Raw genomic sequence first — 25,328 nt, 5'->3', positions numbered from 1 at the left:
AAGGCTATGGCAGTGTTCTTAAAGGCGTTTATGTTGATTTTCTTTGCTGAAATGGGTGATAAGACTCAAATTCTGGCGATGAGTCTGGCAGCAAAGTATCCACTGAGGAAAGTGGCGCTTGGAATAACAATTGGAGTCGTTGCAAACCACTCCTTAGCGATTCTTGTCGGTTACTTTCTGGGGCAGTGGTTTCCTGAGTTTTGGATGGGAATAGTCGCAGGACTCATGTTTATCGTTTTCGGACTCTTGTCGTTTAGAGTACAAGATGATGAGGAGGATGGCGAGAATAAAATCAAATTATCGATTGTGATGACCGTAGCTATGGCCTTCTTCTTAGGAGAACTCGGAGATAAGACCCAACTTACGGCAATCGCCCTTGCGACTGAAGGGGCTTTTCCTTTGATTGTTCTGTTAGGAACGGTCAGCGCCATGCTTGTGACAGCAGCGATTGGCATCGCCATAGGTCTTGTACTTGGCAAGAATGTTCCAGAGGTTCTGATTAAACTGGCATCTGGTGTGATATTCATCCTCTTTGGGGCATTTAAGCTGATAGAGGTGATACCGACGCTTCAAAGCATGGGAGTTCAGGCTCTGATGTTCGTACTACTCAGTCTGTTCAGTGGTGTTTTCTTACAACCGACCTATCAACTATGGAAAGACGGAGAGCTGTTGCCTATGCAGAAAATGGCAGCTCATCTGAAAGTGATAAAAAAGGAACTTTCAGAATTCAGTCAAGGAGCCTGCCTCGGTGAGGACAAATGCGGAAGGTGCGCGGGTGTGAATTGTGTGATAGGTCAGACAAAGTTGTTGATTGACGACTTGGAAAACAAGCGGTCCATCAGTTACAGTCTGGAACTCCTTGATCAAAGTCTGAAAAAGGGATTCAACACCACGCTGATCATCGGCGCATTGAATCAGATCCTTTTATATAGAAGGGAACATCCTGAAATTGTGGCAAGCAGGAGTAAGCAGTTCATGGAAATTCAAATGAGGTTTGAGTTGATCTTATTCGGCGAAAGTTCCCATACAGAATCAAGTGACGCATTTGCAGCATGGCTTAAATCAAGAAAAAAAGAAATTACAAATCGTATCATCGTATAGTAAATTGCAACTTCTTTTGTGAGGAGTTGCAATTTTTATTGCAAAAATTTGCGAAGTCGTCACGAATCTGCTATTCTAGAATAGAAAGATTTAGTGACAGGCACAATAACTTTCTATTCTATGGAGGTAGATCATGACTAGAGAAAAGAGATGTCATGTTCCAGGTGCTCTTTATTGGATTGAAGTGCAAGGGATAGCGGAGATACAGGCCTTCCCAGAAAAATCGGATTGTTGGTCCTATACTGATGATGTAATGACATATGCTCATAAATTCGGTGCCAAGGTACTTGCATTCTTAGTAGAAAGCAATTGCGCGCAGTTGTTGATCAGGGTAGGTGACGAAGCGCTTTCAAAGCCCATGCAGTGCATACAGCAGTCCTATTCGAGGAAGTTCAATAAGAAGTTCGATCGAAAAGGAGCGGTTTTCCAAACGAGATACCATTCAATGATGGTCAATCCCCAAATGGAGAAAGAAGCTGTATTATTAATGGCACAATTACCCATTATCGGTGACCTTAAAAATTCGATATGCTATCAAGGCTCGTTTTTCACTTTTTTGAAAGAAGGAACCGATTTGGATGTAACCAGTTATTTTGACAGTAGTATGTCATCGTTCAAAGCTCAGTTGACAGCCTTTCATAAGGAAATCATCAAAAGCTTAAACGCTATCGACAAGAACTCGTTTAAGTGGCACCCGGAAGCCGAATTGGAGCAGCAGCATGTCCAATTTATCGATATCGTAGACTTTTATGTAAAGGCTCAGAAAGTGGATATACAACTATTAAGGTCCAATACAAAACAAAAGCCATACTCCGATATCAGAAAAGCGATCATCCAGACCGCCCATCAGGAATCAAATAAAACACAATCTTTTATCGCCGATTATTTCAACATTTCGGAATCGACAGTGTCTAAGGTTGTACATGGTGATTACGTCGCGAATGACTATGTAAAGGCACTACTTGCATCATGGAAAAGGAGAGAAGCACATGACAACTTGGCAAGATAAATGGAAAGAAAACTATAACACGATAGACTCGTTAGCCAAGCTACAGACAACCGAAACTATCAAGGTACTAGAAGAAGTAGCTAAACGCCACCCCGTGAGCATTCCAGAGTATTACTTCAATCTGATCGACCAGGATGATCCCAATGATCCGATTAGACTACTCAGCTATCCCAGTCTCTTTGAAGCGGATCAGACAGGTGATTACGATACATCAGGTGAAAGCCAGAACACGAAGATGCCTGGTCTTCAGCACAAGTACGGTCCTACGGCCCTAGTGCTGACAACCAATGCATGCTTTATGTATTGCAGGCACTGTTTTAGAAAACGCATGGTCGGATACAGCAACGACGAGATCAGTAGAAGAATGAACGAAGCGATCGAGTATATCGATTCCCATCAAGAAATCAACAACGTCCTGCTCAGTGGCGGAGATTCGATGTGCATGTCCAATGAGCATATCAGAGCGTATCTGGAAAACTTATCTGGCATCGACCACTTGAGCTTCATACGCTTTGGTAGCCGTACGCCTGTTGTCTTTCCAGAAAGAATCTATGGTGACGATGAGCTACTGATGATGTTGAAGACCTATAATGAGAAAAAGAGAATTATCTTTATCACCCAGTTCAATCATCCCAATGAACTGACCGCAGAAGCAAAACTTAGCATCAAGGCGCTACAGGACATAGGCATCACGGTCAACAATCAGGCGGTTGTGCTTAAGAATATCAACGATAAACCGGAGATCATGGTTGAACTCTTGAACGGACTGACCGCGATGGGTGTCGATCCATATTATGTGTTCCACTGCAGACCAGTGAAAGCGGTAAAGGCAGGATTCCAACTTACACTAATAGAGACCTACAGGCTAATGGAAGCTACAAGACCTCATTTGAATGGTATCAGCAAGCGCTTCAGGCTGATCATGTCGCATATTCGCGGTAAAATCGAGATTATGGCTGCTGATGATGAGAACATGATCTTCAAGTTCCATCAGGCTAAAAGTGTAGAAGACAACGAGAAGGTCTTTATCAGAAAGATCGATTTCAATGGAAAATGGCTTGATGAGGATTTAGAGTTTATTAAATAGAAGTTGAGACAGGCAGGCGAAAGCCTGCCTTTATTATAGCGTTTAACTATTTCGCATATCGAAACAATATGATATACTTTGATTTAATAGAGATAGGAGAAATTATGGATAAGCGTGATTTAATACTTAAAGGGAATATCGGCAAGGCGATCTTGACCTTGGCGATACCGATAATGCTCAATAACCTGATACAGACTTTTTATAACTTGACAGACACGTATTTTGTCAGTAAGCTTGGAACCGTTGAAATGGCGAGCATGCAGTTTATCTGGCCGCTTATCTGGTTTATGATGAGCCTTGGCATGGGCCTTTCCATAGGGGGCGTGGCACTGATTTCACAATACTTTGGCGCAGGAAAATTCGTCAAGGCCAAGGAACATGCCGGTCAATTGATTACGATAGCCCTGATCGGCGGTACTGCCTTTGGACTGATAGGTGCGGTATTTTCTGATGTCATCGTAGCCTCAATGGGCGCCGAGGGAGAGCTGCTTGCATTATCGAGCACCTACTTAAGGATCATGTTCATAGGACTGCCCTCCGTTTTCTTATTCTTCGCATTTTCAGCGATAAAACAGGGCGAAGGAGACACGAAAACTCCGATGATCATCAGTGGATTGTCGGTAGTGCTTAACATCATCCTAGACCCCATCTTCATCTTCGGGTTCGGTTGGGGCATAGCTGGTGCTGCCATAGCGACAGTGCTTTCGAGGACCGTATTCTTAGCCGTGGCATGGGTGCTATTGTTTAAAAAACCGTCCGAGCATATGAAACTTGTCGCTCACGACCTGAAGCTTCAAGGACATATGGTAAAGTCTATCTTGAGTATCGGTATGCCTGCAGCAATCGGCCAGTCCATGACCTCGCTTGGCTTTGTGGTGCTCAACATGTTTCTACTTGGTTACGGAGAGGCGATACTCACAGCCTTTGCGATAGGAAACAGGATTAGTTCGCTGATCTTCATGCCCGCTGGCGGCATCGCCGGCGCCTTGACTGCGATCATCGGACAAAACATAGGCGCTGGTCAGATAAAAAGAGCGAATCAGGCGTTTTTAAAAAGCGTATGGTATTCTTCACTGATCATGGGAATAGGTGCCATCGTGATGTTCTTCTTTACAGAGCAGTCTGTGGAGATCTTCACAAAAGACCCTTATATCATAGAACAGAGCAGTTACTACCTTAAAATGATCTTAGTGACCATCCCCTTATTTGGGTTTTACAACTGCCTGATCGGATTATTCCAAGGATCGGGCCATACGATATCAGCAATGGTCATCATGATGGGCAGGTTATGGGGCTTAAGAATCCCTATGATACTCGTGATGCGAGCATTTGACTATAAAGAGGCCGTTGGCATATGGTATGCGATGATCCTATCAAATGTGATCATCGTTGTGATCGGACTTTTGATGTACCTGACAGGAAAGTGGAGAGAACCGGTTGTCAGTAAAAAAGAAGAAAGAATAAAGGCCGCGATTAAAGAAATCGGCTGATTTTTAATGAAAACACTTGCATGAAAGCGGACACTATGGTAAGATAATTCTTGTCCGTAACATGCCGAAGTGGTGGAACTGGCAGACGCGTTGGACTCAAAATCCAAAGCCTTTCGGGGCGTGCGGGTTCGATTCCCGCCTTCGGCACCAAAACAAAAAGAACTCATTCAACCGAATGAGTTCTTTTTGTTTTGGTGCGCCCCACGCCTGTATTTTTGTAGTACAAAATACGTTTAGTGGCTTAACCTCATTAAAGCAGTTACTCTCATTCAACCGAATGAGTTCTTTTTGTTTTGGTGCGACTGATCACAAAGTCCATTGAAAAGGTCATTGTCATATGAATGTTTTTAATTGATAGTCATTCTCAAATGCTTAATTATATGATATACTTTTATCATAGTTCTAGACATATTAAGATGGAGGCATTATGAATAATGTATGGTTTGCATTTGGTTTAACAATTTTTGCTGGTTTATCAACGGGTATTGGCAGTATGCTTGCTTTTTACACAAAACAAACTAACAAAAAATTTCTATCAGGATCTTTAGGTTTTTCAGCAGGTGTGATGATTTATGTATCTTTTATTGAGATTTTTCCAAAGGCAAAAGACTCACTCTCTATCGCTGTTGGACCAAGACTTGGTTATTTGTATACGACACTCGCTTTTTTTGCAGGTATCGCGCTCATCGCTTTAATTGATAAGTTCGTGCCATCATTTGAAAATCCCCATGAAATGATGGATGTCAATGATATGCAAAACGATGAAGGAAACAATAAAGCCCTTATGAGGATGGGTTTGTTTTCCGCACTCGCAATCGGTATACATAACTTCCCGGAGGGACTCGCAACTTTTATTGCGGCATTAGAAGACCCCGCACTTGGTGTCAGTATCGCTGTTGCTATCGCTATTCACAACATACCTGAAGGTATAGCCGTTTCTGTTCCAATCTATTTTGCAACAGGAGACAAAAAAAAGGCCTTCTTTTATTCTTTCTTATCAGGTCTTTCAGAACCTATTGGTGCCCTGCTGGGTTATTTCCTCCTTATGAGATATTTTAATGATATGATGTTTGGTTTAGTCTTTGCAAGCGTTGCAGGTATCATGGTCTATATCTCATTGGATGAGTTGCTACCAACTGCAGAAAAATACGGGCATCATCATATCGCCATCTGGGGCGTTATTTCTGGTATGGTTGTTATGGCTGCCAGCTTGCTATTGTTCGTTTAAGTAAAAAGTTCTATTGTTAAGAAGACGAGTAGATTATAATCGTAATAATCAAAATTCATCCTTTACCTCCACGCCATTCACTGATATAATCGTATAATACGATTTATGTAACCCTGTAGAGATTGGACATTTGTCCATTCCATAGATGGAGGTATGAATTGGATCCTATTACCCATGGCATGATCGGACTTGCAATTTCAACGTTTTCAGGAAAAGCCGTCAATCTGGACAACCCGATTGCGATAGGTTGCGCGCTAGGCGCGATGAGTCCTGACCTGGATACGATCACTCGTCTCTTTAAGGACGACGCATATTATCTTAAGCATCATCGAGGCGCGTCGCATTCGATTCCCATGTTGGCGGTGTTCTCAGTCGCTATCACGGCAGGCCTTTATTTCATCTTCCCTGGAATGGCCATTTGGCAAGTGCTGCTTTGGACCTTTATCGGCGCCTTGTCGCACACGGCATTTGATATCTTAAATTCTTACGGAGCCATGCTGCTTCGAAAAAAACGAAAGCTGAATCTTTTGACTTTATATGATCCGATCATCACAGGACTTGGAATTTGGCTGATCGCTCAAAGAAACGTAAGCGTATTGCTGAACGCCTCGCTGCTCGTGGTATTCGCCACTTATATGGTTTGGCGCTATTACATGAAGAAAAGGGCCGTATCGGATCTTGTGACCTTATATAATAAGGACTACCAGGTAAAAGAAGTGACTGTGCTGCCTTCACTGATGGCATTTTACAAGTGGGACTATATCGTAAAGACGAAAGACTATACCTTTGTAGGCAAGTACAATCAGCTAGTGAAACGCACAAAGCTGATCGAGCGGTTCGATGCTCAGGATGAAGATCTGAGGGCGATTTTCGATGACACTTCCTTAGGAGCCTATTTCAACGATTTCTCACCTAATCTTCACATCGTGCATCATGAGGATGAGGACCACTATAAGATGAGGATCATCGACCTCAGGTTTTATGTGAAAAACAGATTCCTCCACCATGCCACTCTCGAAGTGAAAAAAGAGTGCAAGGGTGTTGTGAAAAGTGAGTTGCATCCTTATAAACTAAATAAGAGAGTGAGTTTTACAGAAGCTAGTTAAAGTGCCCATCGGGCACTTTTTTTATTGTTTACCTTACTCGATTAAAAGGTATACATACAACAAAGGGGGAAATCCTATGGAAAATATAATATTTCAAGATGAAGATTTCGCAATTGTCGAGGTGGAAGAACATAAAAAAGGCAAGTACGTTAGGTATTTGCCAAGTGAAGGAAAATTTTCGGTTGTAGTTCCTTTTAAAAAGACAATGGGCAAATTTGTCTATTTGGCTAAACGGGAACTGGTTCTTGGCTGGGATAATCACCCTGACCTGTGCAGCATCAGCTTGCCGGTCAAGTATCAACCTGAGGTCAGTGCGGTACACGCACTTAAGGAGCTAACCGGCGTGGAGTTCAATCAGAAAGCGCTCATCCACCTGGGTGTCTGCGCTGCGTCTAAGAGAGCGGATGACACTTTCTATCTGTTTTCAATGGATTTAAGCCATTTTGAAGGCGAATTGGATGATTCCCTAATCTGGGTCGATGAAAAAACACTGGTCGAAGCGCTGGACGCTCAGCTGGTGACGGCGGTCGCCAGACTGAAATACATTGTATAGGATACTACCCGCATTTTTCATATTTAAAGCGGAGCCAGGCAGATGCCTGGCTCTTTGTAGGTTGAATGGCAAACCGGTGACGGACTAATCTGTTATAATGATAAAATATACGGGAACTTTTCGCAGACTACTTGCGTCAAAAGAATATAACCCAGTAAAAGAAGGGAGTGGCCACCTTGACAGATGCTGAAAAATTATTGCTTAAGCGAAGTCAACAAGGGGATGTGGTAGCGTTCGAACAACTCATCGCTAAACATCAGACCCTTGCCTATAACGTAGCTTACCGGATACTCGGTAACGAAGAAGATGCAAAAGACGCGACACAAGAAGCGCTAGTCAAAGTATTTAGAAACATCAATAAATTCAAAGGTGAGGCTAGTTTTGGAACATGGCTTTATCGGATTGTGGTAAATGCTTGCAATGACTACATAAGAAAACACAGAAAAGTCGTTACCTATTCCATGGATCATGATAAGGAAACAGAAGATGGCGCCGTGAAGATGGAACTTGCAGACGATGGACCGACACCTGAGTCGGCTCTTGAGGCGAAGGATCTGAAAGAGACCGTGCAAAAGGCGCTTGCAAAACTCCCGGAAGCCAATAGGATCGTCGTAGTGCTCAGGGACATTCAGGGATTCAGTTATGAGGAAATCGCTGAGATGATCGAGGTTCCTGTCGGAACGGTAAAATCAAGAATCAATCGAGGAAGAGACATGCTAAAGAAAATACTTATCAGTGATCAGACGTTCACGTTTGATCTGGCACGGTGAAAGGAGGCATAAGCGATGAAATGTAAATTGACAGAAGAGCAAATCAATGATTATCTCGATCATTTGTTGAATGAAGAAGAAGTGAAGCAAGTGGAAACACATCTCGCTGAATGTGATGATTGCCGTGAACTCGTAGAGACTGGTCAGATGGTGATGAAAGCGCTTAAGGAGCTTCCAATGAAGACGTTGCCAGAAGGATTTGAAAAATCATTACACGCAGAACTAGAAAAGGTAAGCAAAGAAATTAAAGAGACAAAATCGAAAGTAAGTCTTTACAGCAAGTTTAAAAACAACACAAAAACGTGGCAACGTGGATTATCCTATGCGGCTGCTGTATTCGTTGTCGGTTTTATCGGTCTTGGCACCTTGCCGGCACTGACTGGCGGTACTGATTTCAATATGGCAAAATCATCCAATGATGAGATGGACTACGCGATGGCAGAACCTGCCATGATGGACTCCGCTGCAGAAATGGAAAGCGGCGTATCGATCACCTTCAGTGAAGCGCCCATGGAAGAATCCTTCTTAAAAGACGCTGACGCATCCGACCGTGAGTATGGAGACGGTGGAGAGACGGTAACTTCAACATCCGAGACTAAAAGCGACATTCAAAACAGAAAACTGATCAAGTCTGGGCAGATTCAGCTCGAAGTGCTTGATTACGACCAGACCTTCGAAGCGATTACCCATCAGGCGAACTTGCTTGGCGGTTATGTGGAGAACAGTTACACCGGCTCTTACAGGGAATATTACAGGGGTGAGGAACAACAGCTCAAAGAAGGTTATATCGTCATCCGCATCCCTCAGGACTCGTTTGACAGCGCATTTACCGAAGTAGCAGGTCTTGGTGAGGTGATCAGCAAACAGCAAAGCGTCGAGGACATCACCAGCATGTACAGGGACACCATGAATGAAGTGAAAAACCTTGAGGTTCGTGAGACCGCACTACGAGAAATCATGAACAAGGCTGAAAACGTCACTGAAATCATCGAAGTGGAACGCGAACTCAGCAGAGTCAGAAACGACATCAACCGTCTCACTGGCAATCTGCAGGCGTGGGACCGTTTGGTATCTCTATCAAGTATCCACATAGGCATTAAAGAAGTAAAAGATCTTACTTCATTTGTAGAACCGGTGGACCCGACGGTCTTTACTAGAGCAAAAGAAGCCTTTATCAAATCGACCAATCGACTCGTCGAGTGGCTTGAGAATACCTTTGTAGGATTTATTGGCTTATTACCAATACTGCTTCCAGTAATCATCCTTGGTGCAGTAATCGCAGTAGTTCTGACTATTATCAGAAAAAGGAGGAAGTCTAAATGAAAAAAATATACCTAATCGCACTCACTATACTCCTTGTGGTCGGCCTAGTCGTCACCATCGACATGCTCGATCTTACCGGCGCTAAGATAAGTGCCGAAACAACGACTGACCAACTAAACATCGTATCGGTCGGCGGAGAAGGCGTCATTCTCGTCAAACCTGACTTGGCTTACATCAATGTTGGAGTACAGACAAGACACGAGGACGCATCTGCAGCGCAAGAAGAGAATAGGATGAAGATGACAGCTGTCATCGAAGCCCTAAAAGAAGCGGGAATCAAAGAAGCTGATCTTGTAACCACCAACTATAACATCTACCGCACCTATGACTATAATAAACCATTCATGGAAGGTCAGGAGCAACCGATGTTCTACCAAGTGGACAACTCTGTACGTATCACAATCAGAGACGTCGACACGGTGGGTGACATGATCGATGTGGCGTTCGCTGCAGAAGCCAACAACATCCATAACATCCAGTTCGACATCTCCAACCGCGCCGAGTATTATGACGACGCACTGGTACTGGCAATGAACAACGCCAAAGACAAGGCGACAGCCATTATGGGTACCTTCGGTGAAAAGCCTGACAAACCTCATCGAGTAGTAGAATCCATGTACACTTCCGCTCCTTATACAAACACCTATTATGAAGCGGCAGATATGAAAGCTTCAAGCACGCCCGTAGAAGCTGGAGAGCTTGCTATCAAGGCGAATCTGACAGTTGAATACAGTTATTAAACCAAAGTCCGCGCAAGCGGACTTTTTTATGCAATCAAGCATGTCAGGGCATCATCCATCATTAAAATGAATCGATTTTGTGTTACAATAGTACTACTAATGACTAACAGAAGGATGAATAGGAGTCAACTATGCAAAAGAGAGCATTGATCATAGACGGAAACAGCATCATCAATAGAGCCTTCTTCGGAATCAGAAACATGGCTACGCCAGACGGGTTCCCGACGAATGCCCTTTACGGATTTTTAAGCATCTACCAGAGCGTCTCAGCAGAGATCAAACCAAGCTATGTGGCGGTCGCCTTCGATTTGAAGGGGCCGACATTCAGACATAAGACCTTCGAAGCCTATAAGGCGGGGCGCAAAGGAATGCCCGACGAACTCAGAATGCAGATGCCTGTGCTTAAAGAAATACTTAAAGCCATGGGGATTGAAATACTCGAACTTCAGGGATTCGAGGCGGACGACCTGCTAGGTACCGCATCAAAATTTCTAGGAGAACACGGAGTGCACTCCTACGTGCTCACAGGTGATAAGGATGCCCTGCAGCTGGTGGATGAAACCACTTCGGTCTATTATCACGGAACAAAAAACAAGGTCATCTACAATCCCATGCTCGTCGAAGAGGACATGGGTGTGCCACCTAACAGGGTCATCGACCTGAAAGGCCTCATGGGGGACAGCTCGGACAACATTCCAGGTATCCCTAAGGTGGGGAAGGTGACAGCTAATAAACTGCTCGAAGAATTCGGTACGGTCGAGAACCTGATCAAGAACTCATCTGAGATCAAAAACGCCCGCATCAAAGGACTGGTGGAAGAACATGCGGAGCTGGCAGTGCTTTCTAAAAAGCTGGCGACCATCGTTCGTGAAGTGCCGGTCGAGATGGACCTAAGCGAGTTCGAGATCGCAGAACCCAACATGACAGAACTTGTAGCGCTCTTTCAAAAGTACAGCCTGCATAGTTTCTTGCAAAAGTTGGGTGTGGAGCACGCCCAGGAAATTTCGCATGTAACAGAGGCAGAAGACGCATTTTCAGTCGCACAGACGGCGGATGAAATCGACAGTTTCTTTAAACAGATCAACATCAACGAGGAGCTCTACCTGTCGATCCTTTACGATAAGGTGACCCTTGTAAACGACGAAATCAGCTACATCGGAATCGCCCGCAAAGACGGCGAGGGAATACTCGTTCACGGCGACCTGGTCAATGATGTGGTATTCGCACTCAACTCCCTTGCGCTTAGCGGTACCATAAAGCTTGCAGGGCATGACATTAAAAATGAGATGCTGATCCTTAGAAGATATGGAATCAACAACATAAAGCCCGTATTTGACGCGCAGATCGCCATGTACCTGGTGGATGCCAACCGTAAAAGCTACGAGCTCAACGACCTGACGCTCGATCTTTTGGGCAAATCGATGGCGACACAGGAGGATGTGCTCGGAAAAGGCGTCAAGAAGGTCACCTTCAAAGAGGCGGATTCAGAAAAAGCCTTGTCCTTCATCAACGAAAAGCTAAAGGCCGTGAAGGTCATTCATGAGATCCTACTGGATAGGATGCAGGAACTGGAACTGATCAAGCTCTTTGATGAAGTGGAAATGCCCCTTGTAGAAGTGCTGGTTGACATGGAATACGTCGGCTTCAACATCAAGCCCGAAGTGCTGGATGTGTTGGATGTCGAGCTTAACGAGCTGATCGCAAACCTACAGTCAGAAATCTACGAGGCAGCGGGAACAGAGTTCAACATCAACTCGCCAAAGCAACTGGGAGTCATTCTTTTTGAAACCCTGGGCCTACCGCCCATCAAAAAGACAAAAACCGGTTATTCCACAAGCCACGACGTGCTTGTCGAACTGATCACAAAACATAACATCATCGAAAAGATCATCGACTACAGAACCTATGCCAAACTGAAATCAACCTATATCGACGGCCTAAGAGCGGTGATCAACCCTATCACAGGACGCATCCACTCAAGCCTCAACCAGACGGTTGCGGCCACAGGAAGGCTATCAAGCACCGAACCCAACCTTCAGAACATACCGATTAGACTGGAGATGGGCAGAGAGCTTAGAAAAGTGTTCATCGCAAGTCAGGGTAACGTACTGGTGGACGCCGACTATTCGCAAATCGAACTGAGAGTGCTTGCGCACATGTCGAACGACCCTATGCTAAAAAAAGCCTACACAGAAAACATCGACATACACGCGCTCACCGCATCACAGGTGTTCGAGACACCACTTGACGAGGTGACACCCGATTTGAGAAGCAGGGCCAAAGAAGTCAACTTCGGAATCGTCTACGGCATGAGCGACTTTGGACTGTCAGAGACACTTAAGATCACAAGAAAAACGGCAAAAGAATATATCGAAAACTATTTTGCGAAATATCCTAACGTAAAAGGGTATATGAATGAATGTAAGGAGTTTTGTTCAAAGACAGGGTACTCCGAGACCATCCTAGGTCGAAAGCGATTCATCCCTGAAATCAAGAACAAGAACTTCAACATCAGACAATACGGAGAGCGTATGGCGATGAACACCCCGATACAAGGAAGCGCCGCAGACATCATCAAACTTGCGATGATCAAAGTCTACAACGCCTTAAAAGAATCGGGTCTTAAAAGCCAACTCATCCTACAGGTACACGATGAACTGATCATCGACACCAAAAAAGACGAAATAGAAAAAGTAGAGGCATTGCTCGAAAAATGTATGCTCGAAGCAGTCGAACTGTCAGTACCCCTGAGCATAGACATGCATACGGGAGACAGCTGGTTTGACGCGAAATAGAGGTGCTCAATGAAAATCATAGGACTCACAGGAGGAATCGCTTCCGGTAAATCCACGGCATCAAGGTATCTCGAACACTGCGGCATACCTATCATCGACGCCGACCTGATTGCAAGAGAAGTCGTACAACCTGGAAAGCCTGCCCTAAAGAAGATTGTGGATAGTTTCTCAGAAGACATCCTCTTACCCACAGGCGAACTCAACCGAAAAAAACTGGGTCAGATCGTGTTTTCTGACCCGGTAAAACTAAAAGAGCTGAACCAAATCGTACACCCCAGCATTCGCAGCGCTATCACCCAGCGCATCGTGCATTTCGAAGACGACCGCAGCTGCAAAGCCGTCATCATCGACGCCGCGCTTTTAATCGAAACCGGACTGCACGAGATGGTAGACGATGTTTGGCTCATGGTTGTGGATAAGCGGGTACAACTCGACCGCCTGATCTCAAGAAACAACCTAAGCGAAGAAGACGCCCAAAAGATGATTGTCACACAGCTGACCCTAGAAGAAAAAAAGAAACTCGCAAGAGTCTACATCGACAACAACAGAGGACTCGCAGACCTCTACCACCAACTCGATGAACTCGTTATCACCATCACTTAAATAAAGCTCCAGGAGGCGCATGTGACACCACGGACAAAATTCAGAACGCTCATACTATGCATGCTTCTCTTCGCACTCACAAGCGCAGGCTACCTAGGTATCAGATCCTACTACCCCATCGGCTACGAAGCATTCATCAAAGAATCCGCAAGCTACCACAAAGTAGACCCAGTGCTAATCGCAGCAGTAATCAGAACAGAAAGCCGCTTCAGAGAAGAAGTCGTCTCCTCAAAAGGCGCCCAAGGACTCATGCAGCTCACAGAAGCCACCGCAAAATGGGCCGCCGTACAAAATGGAATCGACCCAGAAACAATAAATATCCTAGACCCAAAAACCAACATCAACCTGGGTAGCTGGTACCTGTCCTACCTCATAAGGCTATACGACGGCGATATGGTAAAAGTCCTCAGCGGCTACAACGCAGGCACAGGCAACGTCAAAAAATGGCTATCCGACAAAACCTGCTCCAACGACGGCCAAACCCTAAGCAACATCCCGTTCGCAGAAACAGAAAACTACATTCAAAAGGTCCAAAAATTCGAACACTGGTACAGTTATCTGTATTCAGAAAAATTAGAATACAAAGACATTAGCGCATTACAAACCAAAAAATAAAAAACTATTGACAGCAAAGCCCGATGATTATATACTAATCATTGTGACGCGGATGTGGTGGAACGGCAGACACGCTACCTTGAGGGGGTAGTGCCTGTATGGGCGTGAGGGTTCAAATCCCTCCATCCGCACCAAAAAAAAGAAATGACTGATCTAACGATCAGTCATTTCTTTTTTTTGGTGCGGATGCTATGAATGTAGTTTATTCATAGATGCCCCGCGCCTGTTGGTTTGTATTGTAAACAACGTTTAGCAACTTAAATCTCTTAAATCAGTGTTCGCGGAATTATTCAGCATGAGCGAACGTACTATGTTCACGGGACCCCCACCGGACAGGATAACGTATTTTGTTATTCCGAAGAGGCGCCGCCGGAGGCCTTAAACCTAAGTATCTAACTCTTTCAACAACCTATCCTTCCTCAAAAACCTCACTAATCCGCAAAGCATACAATCATACCTCTATTCGCCCCCAAACCATCTCAAATCGTCAAAATTAAGTTGAGGCAAGGGTGGCAGATATATGGCTTTTGATAATTAATTTCGACTACATCCTGTCCAACATTCCCATCAGTGTCTATATTCGCATTAAATAGAACTCATTCTTTTATAATACGAACCCATACTTCATTTCTTCTAAGCATCGGAGGTGTAAATGGTGCATTGTAAAAGGCAAGCATATAATTTGACTGGGTTGTATAACCATTTTCTTTGATCCATTCACTGAGTTTCTTTTGCATTTTTATTTCTTTTTTTGTATTCGAAAAACCTGAATACTTTATTACACCAAATAATCCTTTATTGAACTTCCTCACAGATAAATTTGCATTATTTGGTTCTGGTATCTTGTCTCCGAATTTACTTGGAACGACAAAAGCCATTTTCTTTTTACCTTGAGATATTTCTTCAATTACTGGTACAGTCATTGAGATTTTTTCTTTTTCCTTATTATCACTCGAAATATAGCTAAACAAAGAACCAAAACCACTCTCAATTTCGGGGTCATTGTTATCATCATATTCGATGATAAAAAAATCGATGTACTCTCTAATTTCAAAGGGGTCATCATTTAAAATAACCTTATAATCAGGTGATTCATACTTACTCACTAAATCACTCCTTTAACATCCATTTTATTAAAGCTGGTTTAACAACACAATTAACTTATACCCAGTCAGTGTAATTCAATTATGATTTTTCTAGACATACGAATCAAGATGAACTTTCATTTCAGTCAATGATTTATTCTAAAAATATCGGACGAGCAAATGAACTTTAAACTACTTGAAGATAGGAATTTTTCTAAACCTATTTCAGGTCAAGCGGTTTCATCTTTTGGAAGCAATATGCAGCAATTTGCATTATCGCTATATGTGCTTCAACACACAAGCGTGTACACCACACCTTGGTGACAGTCACTGAGGTGGAGACCGGTTTTAGTACATTATAATTTTATCAAACCACTATATTTAATTAGGGTGTTAAGTCAGTCTTGATTTGAGTGACTGTCACCAAGATTTTTTTTAACCACTTTAACTTATCAGAATGATATTATCCAAGTACTGAAAACTGACAAAAATCAGCAACAGGTTAGAGGGGTACTTCTAATCCACAACTCCATGGGAATTGGAAATTACTAATATAATAATTTTAGCCGTTTTAATCCAATAAATAATGGGGTATAAAAAATATTTAAGTTGATTTTTAGGTTGTAACCATTGCAAATACACAATATTAGAGGAACCTTAACTAAACCTTAATTTTCTGAATTTTCTATATATAATATTTACAATACGGTAATTAATGGATAGAATAGGAATGCATCTAGCTTGTAAGTGAAATATGGGGTTTCACTAGTTGGGATGTAAAGAAACTTTAGGGGGAACGAATGTTTAAAATGAGTAAAAAAGTTTTAGTAGTGACATTAGCCATTATGATGATATTCAATATGTCATTTGTAAGTGCAATGGGTAACGACAAGCAAATGTCTATGGAAGAGTTTGCAGCCCGTTATGGTAATACGATCGATTTAACGGGAAAACTTGAGACTCTATCAAAAGATGAAGCATTCATCAAGAAAATTGAAGAGCAACTTAGAGCAGCTGCTGCGAACATTAACTTCGATGAGGAACCGGTTGCTGAAGAAGAAGCAGATGGTGAGTTTACAGAAAACTTTGGTTCAAAATTATTTGCTGTAGATTTTGACTTTACTACCTATCTTGCTGATTTCAAAACGTTCACTTTGAGAAGCATAGGCGACCATATTGAAATATGGGTTGCTAACGACTTAGGATTTGCTGAAGGTGATGAAAGACCTGCTCATGTTATTACTCAAGAGCAAGTTGATGAAATGAGAGATTCCTTTGAAAGTACAATTTATCCAAAGGACACTGAATTCTTTGGTACGCCTGATAGTCACATGGGCAGTAATGCAGTTTTATCCTATTGGGGTGACGTACCGGGAGACTATTATACTTCAGAAGATGGAAATGACAAAATCATCCTGCTTGTTGACAATGTAAAAGACGAGAATTATTTCGATAAGAATTATCCATTCTACGTTGCCGGTTTCTTCTGGGGAACACTTGAGCAATTAATGGATAGAAACATTATTACAATCGACTCTGCTCGTTGGGATAGAGACCTTGAAGATATCCAAGGTACTGTCGCGCATGAGTTCCAACATCTGATTCATAGGGATAACGATGGTTCGGAAGAAACTTTCATCAATGAAGGTATGTCTGACTTCGCTGAATACCTATGCTTAGGTAATCACCCAATGGGTCATGTCAATTACTTCTTAGACCACCCAGAAAACTCACTAGTAACTTGGGATGAGTATAAGAATGCTGGATTAAAGCCTGAAACTCTTTCGGACTATGGTCAAGCTTACCTATTGACACTTTATATGTATGAGCAATATGGCACTGAGTTTGTTAAAGCTCTTGCTACTGACGGTGAATACCAAGGAATTGCAGCAATTAACCATGTCCTAGATGAGTTTGGCACTGGTATTGACTTTGAAGAATTGTTCAGAAGATTCTCAGTTGCTGTAGCAGTTGACTACGAAGAGTCAGGTATTTATGGCTTTGAAACAATCGATGTAAGAGTTAACATGGAAGCTGCTCTTGAAGCTGATAAAGATGGCGTTCCAGCATGGGGGGCTGACTACAAAGTAATTAATCAGTTCAACAAGGTGGATAACATCGTTATGGATGGTATTGATTTCTTACCGATTCCACCTACTCCATGGCAAGTTGTAGCTGATCCTCTTGGTTCAGACAACAATGTATTCTGGGGGAACGAAGGTGATGATAAGTCAAACACTTTAGTTTTCGAAGCTGACTTAACAGGTCTTGACACTGCAACACTTAAGTTTGATAACTTCATCGATATTGAAATAGAATGGGACTTCGGTTTTGTTGAAATTTCTACAGATGGCCTGAACTGGACTACACTAACTAACGATAATACGACTAACGCAATTGATCCTGATGGTGCTTTGCCTATCAAGGAAAAACTAGCTGACGGTGAAGGTTTCTCTGGCTATTATGATGATTGGACAGTAGAGGAATTTGACTTGACTCCATATGCAGGGTCAAAAGTATACATCAACTTCCATTACATGACTGATGGTGCATACAATGACACTGGTTGGTTTATCGATAACATCGAAATTCCAGAAATCGGCTACATGAACACTAGTGATTCTACTGATGGTTTCATAACGCTTCTAGATCTCAATAAAATAGAAGTAAAGTACCAAGTAACTTTTATCAACGAGAAAAAAGCACTTGGCAAAGGCAATGAAAAATCTGAATACACTGTACTTAGCTTTGACCCAACGAATATCTCTGAAGCTGAAGCGATGATGCTTAAAGGTTTTGGTGAAGCGGGTAACACATACATGATCGTATGGTACGCTGCTCCTGAAAGAGTGACTACTCCAGTTGAATTTTCTTACGAAATCATTGAAAAATCAATGGCAGCTAAGAACAAAGGCAAAGGAAATTCTAAAAAGAAATAGTATTAAGTAAAAAAGGTTTCATTTAGATTTAAAATGGACCCAATAGAGTAGACACTTATAAAAAGTGCCTCTTTATTGGGTCTTTTTAGTAGAATTAAATCAAGGTGTACATCATGAGTAGATATTCTTATAAATTAGAGATTACGGCTAACGACTTGAAGCAACTTTAATTACTTTATATGTTATACTAGTGCAATCAGCTTTTAAATTGCAAATATGGAAGAATCTAAGATGGCGGTATTGCTAGGGGAAGGTGTTCACAATGATTAAAGTAAAAGAAGAGGAAAAGAAAAAGTATTTTCATATGTTTGAAGAGTTCACTCATAACATACCGGTTATCTATTCATCATTAGAAGGACAATATGATGGTAGCCTATACGTTGACGATGAAGTAGATCCAAAAATTGCAGTTCTGTTTACTCAATTTGCCTTTCATTTCATTGCAGGCGATTCGAGTGCTCAAAATGTAGTCGATCTTGTCGACGATATGATATTCAAGCAGTACCTTTATACTTCTAAAGAAAAAGAAGCAATCGTGTTTAGCCCAAGTCAAAGCTGGAATGGCGTGTTGGATGAAGTGTTTAAGAGACACAATGGCATAAGGGATGAGCGGGTTTTGTATAAGTTGGATAGGAAAAAGTTTTATGAAAGGTATGAAAATAGAAGCGAAAGTTTGAATACTGAGAAGAAGATCGCCTTAGAGAAAGAGAATGGGTCAAGTATCGAATATCCTATCTGCAGGGTTTTTGTAGAACAAACTTGTGTAAGCTTTTGTTCTGGATTCATGTTAGGTAACGGGCATGCTGAGATTGATGTTGCCACTGAAGAAGAGTATCGTGGTTTGGGATACGCAAAAGAGGCTGCGTTTTCATTGATTAATGAGTTGCTAAAGGATGATATCGAACCCAATTGGTGTTCGTGGGCATGTAAAGAAGGCTCAAGAAGATTGGCTGAATCACTAGGGTATGATTTTGCAGAAGAAATCCCCGCTCATATTTGGGTTGAGGATGAATGCGGTAAAATAGTTTGAGGAACATACAAATGGAAAGCGAGTTTTAGTAAATAACTTGAAACTCAGATAATTAATGCATATACTACCTATCACTCCCAACAGCAACATCATAAAGTAACTGATCAAGCAGAATCTGATCCTTAAAGACTTCTACAATCTGCGAAGGTGAAATCCTTCTGTTGTCTTTGATCCATTGGATAAGCAGGGCGACGGCGATGGCGGTTCGGACTTCGACAAAATAGTCAAAATAAGGAATGTCGACTTTGGGATAAAGGGCTTTTAGTTCTGAAATCATATGTTTAAAACCCTTGCTGATGATGTCTGTGCGATCGACTGCTATAAGGGTTTCGATAATCGCAAAGCGGCTACTCCAAAACTCCAAAAAAGGTTTGATGAAGGTTTCTTCGGGGGCATATCTCTTTTCGACAACTACCATATGATGCATATAGTCACCACATTTTTCGAAGCTTTTGTCACAGTGATACTGTAGAATGTCCTCGATGGAATCAAAACACCTGTAAAAGGAGGTTCTACCGATACCAGCCTGCTTGACCACATCTGAAACCGTGATGTGTGTCAGGCTTTTTTCTTTTATTAAGACAAGAAGAGCTTCATAGAGAAACTTGGCTGAATTTTTTGAGCGTTTGTCGTTTGAAATGTGGTACATAGTATCTCCTTGTGTTCCGTTTATGGCTATAAGATTGACTTTAGAAATAGTATACCATATATTGATTTTATGTTACATGTGTTCCGAAATTAAACTTATGGGAGGGTATTATGAAGTCTCAAGTAGCAATTGCTAAAGCGACAACCGCACAGGAAATGGTTAAGACGGCGCTTGACCTTTTAGGCGGTGTGGAAAAATGTATTCCAAGCGGCATGACCATTGTCTTAAAGCCAAATGCCGGACATGAAGGTGGCCCAGAAACCGCGATCAATACAAGCCCTGAGTTTCTACGTGCAGTCATTCAAGAAGTGAAAAAGACGAATCCTAAATCAATCATCATCGCAGAGGCGTCCGCTGTCGGATGTAAAACCATTGATTGCCTGGAATCAAGCGGCATTGCCAAAGTTGCACGAGAAGAAGGCGTTGATCAGCTGATTGACATTAAGAGCTATAAAAACCTAGTGACTCAAGCTGTGGATAATCCGACATGTAGCATTACCCATGTGGACTTGCCTGACTTTCTTTTAAATGAGGGCCATTATTTTATCAATCTACCGATTTTTAAATCGCATACTTCAATGGTCTTTAGTTGCGCCCTTAAAAACCTTAAGGGAGTGGTTCAAGACAAACACCACGTGGTGATGCATACCACAAATCTGGCAGGAGCTGTCGCGGACCTTGGATCGGTCGTTCAGCCCGATTTGACGATTGTTGATATGATCAATCCGATGGAGGGTTACGGTCCGCATGCTGGAACACCAATTCACATAGGGTGTGTGTTGGCTGGTAAAGACATGGTCGCACTCGATGCGACGGCTTGCAGGATTGCGGAACTACCAATTGAAAAAATCGACTATTTTGGTGCTGTTGCCAAAAGAGGCTTAGGTGTGTACAAGGAAGAGGAAATCGAAATTTTAGGCACACCCATAAAGGATGTGAAGAAGAAGCTGTGGATGCCATACCTTGAAGGCTTCGAAGCTTTTCCGGAGTATGACGTACATGTCGGCATGGCCTGTTCGACTTGTCAGGGACTTACATCATTCAATCTTGTGAGGATGAAGTCATTAGGGTATTATGAGAAGTGTGCCGGAACTCAGGTAATTGTTGGAAGCTACAAGGGGCGCAAGATTCCAGAAGGCGTGGATCTGGATCAACCCGTTCACCTGATGGGACGGTGCGCAATGGGATTAAAAGCTACAATTGAAGCAGAAGGTGGTACAGCCTACGCGACACCAGGCTGTCCACCGGTAGAACCACTGCTTTCGTGGAATATCATGGATGGCAAAGAGAACACAATCGGCAATCTTTATGGAGAGAAGAATCCGATCAAGAGACTTGGAGTCGCACTAAAACTGGTGCTTGCAAGGTTACGTATGAAGAAAGAGACCAAACCGTTTATGAACTGGTTGAAGAATCAAGAAAGATAAGATTGTGGTGGCACTTGCTAGAAAATGATATAATAGTAAGAAAGCAATCCGCTCATGATGATCAAAAAAAGGAGATCGAGTTATGGGATTCATAATCTTAGCTGCTGGCCTGTTTGCATTGATTTGCACAGTGATTAAACCGTCGTTTTATTGGGAGAGCAGAAAAGCAAAGAGGATGCGAAAGTTGATGGGGGATGGGATCACAACGGTGATATACCTTGTAATAGGTAGCGCGATCACGGTTGCCGGCCTACTTGAGATTTTTGGCGTCATCAACTTGAAGTAAACAAGAACATTCATACTTAAATCATAGTTTTTTAATAAATTAGACCTAATATATACGATATACTTAGTAAATATGTGTTAGGTGTATTTATATTTTTTGGAGGGTTTGATGAAAAAAGCTGTAGGATTAATTTTATGTGTAGTGCTGGTATTCGGTAATCTGGCATTTGCGGATTCTGGGATGAGCAAGCCGGTGGAAAAGAAAACCGAAACGATCGTAGTGGATGGTGTTACGAAGACCGTGACTGTAGTCTGGGCTGATTTAACGGATAAGAGTGTTCGAATCAATTCGGTCGCGGCGAAAGATAAGATCGGTCAGACCGCTCCTTTAAAAGAGATAGTGGATTCGGTCAACAGCGAGCAGGAGACCGCCTTAGCCGGTATCAACGGGACTTTTTTTAGCGCATACACCGATATGCAGGCGGAAGGTACAATCCTTAGCGATGGTGTTGTAGAGCATATCTCAAATAAAGGCTCGATGTTCACGGTTGACGGATCGAATCATGCGGATGTGATCGACGGCAGAATGTTTATTGAAGGCAGTACGCAAGACCAGTGGTTGTGGCCTTTCAACTGGTATGCCTGGAACATCAACCATTATTACGGAAGCGCCGATACGGTGATGCTATTTGATAAGGACTATGACGGTCCAAAACCAACTCACGATTTTACCGCTGTGAAAGTTGAAAAGGGAATTGTTACAGTCATTAGTGTAGGGGCTTTCGATATTCCAAGTGAAGGATTTTTGGTTTTGACGAAAAACCAAAATGTGCTGGATGTGTTTAAGTTGGGCTACACTGCGGATTATAGAATCAGATATGAAAATAGCGACAAGGAACTACTTAACTCCTATTTTGAGACGGTTAGAACGGGCGTCGGAGCCGGTCCTATTCTTGTTAAAGACGGAGTAATCATCGCTGATGCGAAATCAGAAGGATTCACCGAGACGAAGATCACTGAAAACAAAGCCGGCAGAAGTATCATCGGTGTACGGCAGGACGGTGTGGTAGGCATGGCGGTGCTGTCGAATGTTACAGTGCTGGAAGCTGCGGAAATTGCAAAGGCGCTTGGCATGGTCGATGCCATCAACCTTGATGGCGGTGGATCAAGCGCGCTTTATGCAAGTGGAAGCTATGTCGCAGGGCCTGGCCGCAATATCAGCAATGCGGTGGTTGTCAGCCAACTGAAACAGCCATTGATCACGATCATGCTCAACGATGCGCCGTTGTTTTTCGATGCGGAGCCATTTGTTGAAAAGTCGGTAAACAGAACGGTAGTCCCACTTAGAGGAATCGCCGAGGCCTTAGGCGCCCAGGTGGGATGGGACCCAGCGACATCATCGATTACCCTTACCCGTTACGGTACAGTCATTAAAATGAAAATGGGCAGTAACGAGCTTGACGTGAACGGTGAGATCACCATCATGGATATGCCGGTGACAAAGCGCCTTGGTAGATCCTTTGTACCGGTTCGCGTGATCACCGATCTGTTTGGCGGTGAAGTGGGGTGGGATGCGACCACGAAAACGGTATCGCTTAAGATCGAGCTTGTCGAAGACGTTCTGGCATCTGCCAACAGCGACTTCAATTCTAAAAATTACACGGCGGCAAAGCAGACTTACGAAAAGGTTTTAGATCTTGATTCCAATCAGATTACCGCAATCAAGAACTTGGCGTATATCCACAATGTGGTGGATAAGAACTATGCCCGTGCGATAGGATATTACGAAAAGGCACGAACTTTTGATAAAAATGATTCTGCCACTTTAGGTGGTCTGGCGTGGACCTATTACTCGAACACCGACTACACCAAGGCGATCGAGGCGTTTACTTCGTTAAACGAACTGACTCCGGATGCTGCGACCGGTTATTACGGAATTGCTCTTTGCTACAGCAGTTATTCGGTGCAAAACGTGGAGCAGGCAAAAGTATATTTTGAACTTGCTCTTGAAAAAGGATTGAACGACGAACAGACGAAAAATGCGCAAAATTATATTAGCAGTCATTAATACTTAGTAACTAGCCGCTACATCAAAATGCGAAAGTGATATTTTGGGTAGCGGTTTTTTTGTAGTTGAATACACCTTAAATAATGAAATTGTCAAGGGTGAATCGTATATATCTGGGTATCAAACGATATAACCATAAATAACAGGATCAATTTAGGAAATGAGGGCTTATGAGTACAAGGGCGAAAGACTTAATCTATTCATTTATCCAGTCCATCGATCTCTTCAATTTTTTGCTGAAGAATCATCACCGTCGTGTCGCAATCATCTCGTGGCATATCGGACGGAAGATGAAGTTGTCGACTGAACAGCTAAATAGGGTAGTCCTGGCAGCATCGCTTCATGATATCGGTGCGCTAAAAATCAGTGAACGTGACAAATTGATTCAGATAGACATAGAAAACCCACACCCGCATGCGAGATTGGGATCATACATGCTGGAGTCCTTTGATCCCTTTAAGCCTCTTGCGAGAATAATCTTCTACCACCACTGGGCATACAGCGATGACGGTCGATTCCATAAGGAAATTGGACCTGTTCCGATTGAAGCATATGTGCTTCATTTAGCGGACCGGGTGGATATTGCAATCGATCAGTCCAAGCCGGTCTTGCTTCAAACGATGAAAGTAAGAGAAGAAATTACAAAACGGTCCAAGGACCTGTTTCACCCTGAAGTTTATAAGGCCTTTATGGAGGCGTCCAAACCAGACCGTTTTTGGCTGGATATCGATAACACCTCTATGCGTGAGGTGCTTGAAAAATTGGATCCTGAACTCTTATCCTTTGAGATGAACACAAGCGTCTTGTCTCAACTGGCATTTACGATCTCTAAGATCATCGACTGCCGCAGCGAGTTCACAAGTGCGCACTCCTATGGAGTCAGTCAAGTCGCATTTAAAATAGCGCAACTAAGTGGAAAAGATGAATCCACATGCGAGAAGATCCAAATAGCAGGCTTATTGCATGATATAGGTAAAATAGGTATCAGCACTGAAATTTTAGAAAAAGAAGGTCCGCTGACAACAGAGGAACAAAAACATATTCAAGAACATGCCTACTACACCAATAAGATTCTTTTTATGCCAAAAGAGTTAAACGAGATTGCGGAATGGGCATCGCATCACCACGAAAATCACCAGGGTAAGGGGTATCCCGATAATTACACAAAGGGTGAGATAACGATAGAAATGGATATCTTATCTTATGCGGATGTGTTCACTGCTCTTGCAGAAAGACGACCTTACCGAAAAGGGTTGTCACTAGACAAAATTATTGAGGTTCTCAGGCGGGAATTTGTTTATAAGCATGGATGTACGGTATTCGACTTAATTGTTGAACATCAGGATGAAATCTATAATACCTGTATCTCCGCTTTGAAAACCGGTCATGAGAGATATGATAAATATGTGAAGCTTGCAGATAAATTTGAGGATGAAAGCAGATAGGGTAAAGCTAAAAAAAAGAAATGACCGATCCTAGGAGCGG

21 protein-coding genes and 2 tRNA genes are annotated in these 25,328 nt (G+C 42.8%); 21 read left to right on the top strand and 2 right to left on the bottom strand.

Going from position 1 to position 25,328, the window contains the following annotated elements; genetic code table 11:
• Positions 1 to 6 precede the first annotated feature (6 nt).
• From DWB64_RS13875 to DWB64_RS13805, 15 genes are all read left to right on the top strand, one after another.
• A complete protein-coding gene (locus DWB64_RS13875) occupies positions 7 to 1,101 on the top strand; it encodes a TMEM165/GDT1 family protein (RefSeq protein WP_129488849.1) in 1,095 nt (364 codons plus the stop codon).
• Positions 1,102 to 1,234: 133 nt separating this feature from the next.
• Positions 1,235 to 2,110 carry a hypothetical protein gene (locus tag DWB64_RS13870; RefSeq protein ID WP_129488848.1) on the top strand — a complete coding sequence of 292 codons (876 nt, stop codon included), beginning with the start codon at positions 1,235 to 1,237 and terminating at the stop codon, positions 2,108 to 2,110.
• On the top strand, positions 2,091 to 3,197 hold the full coding sequence (locus DWB64_RS13865; protein ID WP_129488847.1) for a KamA family radical SAM protein: 1,107 nt from the start codon (positions 2,091 to 2,093) through the stop codon (positions 3,195 to 3,197). The genes DWB64_RS13870 and DWB64_RS13865 overlap by 20 nt, the downstream gene beginning before the upstream one ends.
• A gap of 104 nt (positions 3,198 to 3,301) precedes the next feature.
• A complete protein-coding gene (locus DWB64_RS13860; protein WP_129488846.1) occupies positions 3,302 to 4,687 on the top strand; it encodes an MATE family efflux transporter in 1,386 nt (461 codons plus the stop codon).
• Positions 4,688 to 4,750: 63 nt separating this feature from the next.
• Positions 4,751 to 4,837 (top strand) — tRNA-Leu (locus tag DWB64_RS13855).
• Positions 4,838 to 5,114: 277 nt separating this feature from the next.
• Complete coding sequence (zupT, locus tag DWB64_RS13850) at positions 5,115 to 5,915, top strand: zinc transporter ZupT (RefSeq protein ID WP_129488845.1); 801 nt, start codon at positions 5,115 to 5,117, stop codon at positions 5,913 to 5,915.
• 158 nt (positions 5,916 to 6,073) lie between these two features.
• Positions 6,074 to 7,021, top strand: coding sequence for a metal-dependent hydrolase (locus DWB64_RS13845; RefSeq protein WP_129488844.1), 948 nt, complete (start codon positions 6,074 to 6,076; stop codon positions 7,019 to 7,021).
• 76 nt (positions 7,022 to 7,097) lie between these two features.
• Complete coding sequence (locus DWB64_RS13840; protein ID WP_129488843.1) at positions 7,098 to 7,574, top strand: hypothetical protein; 477 nt, start codon at positions 7,098 to 7,100, stop codon at positions 7,572 to 7,574.
• A gap of 176 nt (positions 7,575 to 7,750) precedes the next feature.
• Entirely contained in the window at positions 7,751 to 8,344 is a 594-nt protein-coding gene (locus DWB64_RS13835; RefSeq protein ID WP_129488842.1) for an RNA polymerase sigma factor, read from the top strand.
• A gap of 15 nt (positions 8,345 to 8,359) precedes the next feature.
• Complete coding sequence (locus DWB64_RS13830) at positions 8,360 to 9,667, top strand: DUF4349 domain-containing protein (protein WP_129488841.1); 1,308 nt, start codon at positions 8,360 to 8,362, stop codon at positions 9,665 to 9,667.
• Entirely contained in the window at positions 9,664 to 10,407 is a 744-nt protein-coding gene (locus DWB64_RS13825) for an SIMPL domain-containing protein (protein WP_129488840.1), read from the top strand. The genes DWB64_RS13830 and DWB64_RS13825 overlap by 4 nt, the downstream gene beginning before the upstream one ends.
• 131 nt (positions 10,408 to 10,538) lie before the next feature.
• Complete coding sequence (polA, locus tag DWB64_RS13820) at positions 10,539 to 13,202, top strand: DNA polymerase I (RefSeq protein ID WP_129488839.1); 2,664 nt, start codon at positions 10,539 to 10,541, stop codon at positions 13,200 to 13,202.
• A gap of 9 nt (positions 13,203 to 13,211) precedes the next feature.
• Positions 13,212 to 13,805, top strand: coding sequence for a dephospho-CoA kinase (gene coaE / locus DWB64_RS13815; RefSeq protein ID WP_129488838.1), 594 nt, complete (start codon positions 13,212 to 13,214; stop codon positions 13,803 to 13,805).
• Between the two features lie 21 nt (positions 13,806 to 13,826).
• Positions 13,827 to 14,420, top strand: a complete 594-nt coding sequence (locus DWB64_RS13810) for a lytic transglycosylase domain-containing protein (protein WP_129488837.1) — start codon at positions 13,827 to 13,829, stop codon at positions 14,418 to 14,420.
• A 48-nt stretch (positions 14,421 to 14,468) separates the two neighbouring features.
• Positions 14,469 to 14,554 (top strand) — tRNA-Leu (locus tag DWB64_RS13805).
• A 462-nt stretch (positions 14,555 to 15,016) separates the two neighbouring features.
• Here the strand turns inward: DWB64_RS13805 and DWB64_RS13800 are convergent.
• Entirely contained in the window at positions 15,017 to 15,526 is a 510-nt protein-coding gene (locus DWB64_RS13800) for a heme-binding protein (protein ID WP_129488836.1), read from the bottom strand.
• A 779-nt stretch (positions 15,527 to 16,305) separates the two neighbouring features.
• Between DWB64_RS13800 and DWB64_RS13795 the strand changes: the two genes are divergently transcribed.
• Both DWB64_RS13795 and DWB64_RS13790 read left to right on the top strand, forming a co-directional pair.
• The gene (locus DWB64_RS13795; protein ID WP_129488835.1) at positions 16,306 to 18,444 is read left to right on the top strand and encodes an immune inhibitor A domain-containing protein; all 2,139 of its coding nucleotides are present in this window, start codon (positions 16,306 to 16,308) and stop codon (positions 18,442 to 18,444) included.
• Positions 18,445 to 18,706: 262 nt separating this feature from the next.
• Entirely contained in the window at positions 18,707 to 19,474 is a 768-nt protein-coding gene (locus DWB64_RS13790; protein ID WP_129488834.1) for a GNAT family N-acetyltransferase, read from the top strand.
• A gap of 64 nt (positions 19,475 to 19,538) precedes the next feature.
• On the opposite strand, the gene DWB64_RS13785 is transcribed toward DWB64_RS13790, so the two are convergent.
• Complete coding sequence (locus DWB64_RS13785) at positions 19,539 to 20,123, bottom strand: TetR/AcrR family transcriptional regulator (RefSeq protein ID WP_129488833.1); 585 nt, start codon at positions 20,121 to 20,123, stop codon at positions 19,539 to 19,541.
• A 110-nt stretch (positions 20,124 to 20,233) separates the two neighbouring features.
• On the opposite strand from DWB64_RS13785, the gene DWB64_RS13780 reads away from it, so the two are divergent.
• The 4 genes from DWB64_RS13780 to DWB64_RS13765 all read left to right on the top strand — a co-directional run bounded on the left by DWB64_RS13780 (position 20,234) and on the right by DWB64_RS13765 (position 25,288).
• On the top strand, positions 20,234 to 21,550 hold the full coding sequence (locus tag DWB64_RS13780) for a DUF362 domain-containing protein (RefSeq protein ID WP_129488832.1): 1,317 nt from the start codon (positions 20,234 to 20,236) through the stop codon (positions 21,548 to 21,550).
• Between the two features lie 82 nt (positions 21,551 to 21,632).
• Positions 21,633 to 21,836 (top strand): hypothetical protein, encoded by a 204-nt coding sequence (locus DWB64_RS13775; RefSeq protein ID WP_129488831.1) that lies wholly within the window; start codon positions 21,633 to 21,635, stop codon positions 21,834 to 21,836.
• Positions 21,837 to 21,944: 108 nt separating this feature from the next.
• Positions 21,945 to 23,843, top strand: coding sequence for a stalk domain-containing protein (locus DWB64_RS13770; RefSeq protein WP_129488830.1), 1,899 nt, complete (start codon positions 21,945 to 21,947; stop codon positions 23,841 to 23,843).
• 170 nt (positions 23,844 to 24,013) lie between these two features.
• The gene (locus DWB64_RS13765; RefSeq protein ID WP_129488829.1) at positions 24,014 to 25,288 is read left to right on the top strand and encodes an HD-GYP domain-containing protein; all 1,275 of its coding nucleotides are present in this window, start codon (positions 24,014 to 24,016) and stop codon (positions 25,286 to 25,288) included.
• The last annotated feature ends 40 nt before the right edge of the window (positions 25,289 to 25,328 follow it).

It is taken from the genome of Fusibacter sp. A1 (genome assembly GCF_004125825.1).
Classification (GTDB): Bacteria; Bacillota; Clostridia; order Peptostreptococcales; family Acidaminobacteraceae; genus QQWI01.
The sequence above is the reverse complement of the archived record's forward strand: the minus strand, read 5'-3'. Positions and strand labels throughout refer to the sequence as shown.

Excerpts from the sequence above, each read along its gene's own strand:
- DWB64_RS13840 (WP_129488843.1), top strand. The coding sequence starts at position 7,098 with ATGGAAAATATAATATTTCAAGATGAAGATTTCGCAATTGTCGAGGTG.
- DWB64_RS13865 (WP_129488847.1), top strand. The coding sequence starts at position 2,091 with ATGACAACTTGGCAAGATAAATGGAAAGAAAACTATAACACGATAGAC.
- DWB64_RS13780 (WP_129488832.1), top strand. The coding sequence starts at position 20,234 with ATGAAGTCTCAAGTAGCAATTGCTAAAGCGACAACCGCACAGGAAATG.
- DWB64_RS13785 (WP_129488833.1), bottom strand. The coding sequence starts at position 20,123 with ATGTACCACATTTCAAACGACAAACGCTCAAAAAATTCAGCCAAGTTT.
- zupT (WP_129488845.1), top strand. The coding sequence starts at position 5,115 with ATGAATAATGTATGGTTTGCATTTGGTTTAACAATTTTTGCTGGTTTA.
- coaE (WP_129488838.1), top strand. The coding sequence starts at position 13,212 with ATGAAAATCATAGGACTCACAGGAGGAATCGCTTCCGGTAAATCCACG.
- DWB64_RS13775 (WP_129488831.1), top strand. The coding sequence starts at position 21,633 with ATGGGATTCATAATCTTAGCTGCTGGCCTGTTTGCATTGATTTGCACA.
- DWB64_RS13830 (WP_129488841.1), top strand. The coding sequence starts at position 8,360 with ATGAAATGTAAATTGACAGAAGAGCAAATCAATGATTATCTCGATCAT.
- DWB64_RS13770 (WP_129488830.1), top strand. The coding sequence starts at position 21,945 with ATGAAAAAAGCTGTAGGATTAATTTTATGTGTAGTGCTGGTATTCGGT.
- DWB64_RS13765 (WP_129488829.1), top strand. The coding sequence starts at position 24,014 with ATGAGTACAAGGGCGAAAGACTTAATCTATTCATTTATCCAGTCCATC.
- DWB64_RS13875 (WP_129488849.1), top strand. The coding sequence starts at position 7 with ATGGCAGTGTTCTTAAAGGCGTTTATGTTGATTTTCTTTGCTGAAATG.
- DWB64_RS13795 (WP_129488835.1), top strand. The coding sequence starts at position 16,306 with ATGTTTAAAATGAGTAAAAAAGTTTTAGTAGTGACATTAGCCATTATG.
- DWB64_RS13790 (WP_129488834.1), top strand. The coding sequence starts at position 18,707 with ATGATTAAAGTAAAAGAAGAGGAAAAGAAAAAGTATTTTCATATGTTT.
- polA (WP_129488839.1), top strand. The coding sequence starts at position 10,539 with ATGCAAAAGAGAGCATTGATCATAGACGGAAACAGCATCATCAATAGA.
- DWB64_RS13825 (WP_129488840.1), top strand. The coding sequence starts at position 9,664 with ATGAAAAAAATATACCTAATCGCACTCACTATACTCCTTGTGGTCGGC.
- DWB64_RS13860 (WP_129488846.1), top strand. The coding sequence starts at position 3,302 with ATGGATAAGCGTGATTTAATACTTAAAGGGAATATCGGCAAGGCGATC.
- DWB64_RS13870 (WP_129488848.1), top strand. The coding sequence starts at position 1,235 with ATGACTAGAGAAAAGAGATGTCATGTTCCAGGTGCTCTTTATTGGATT.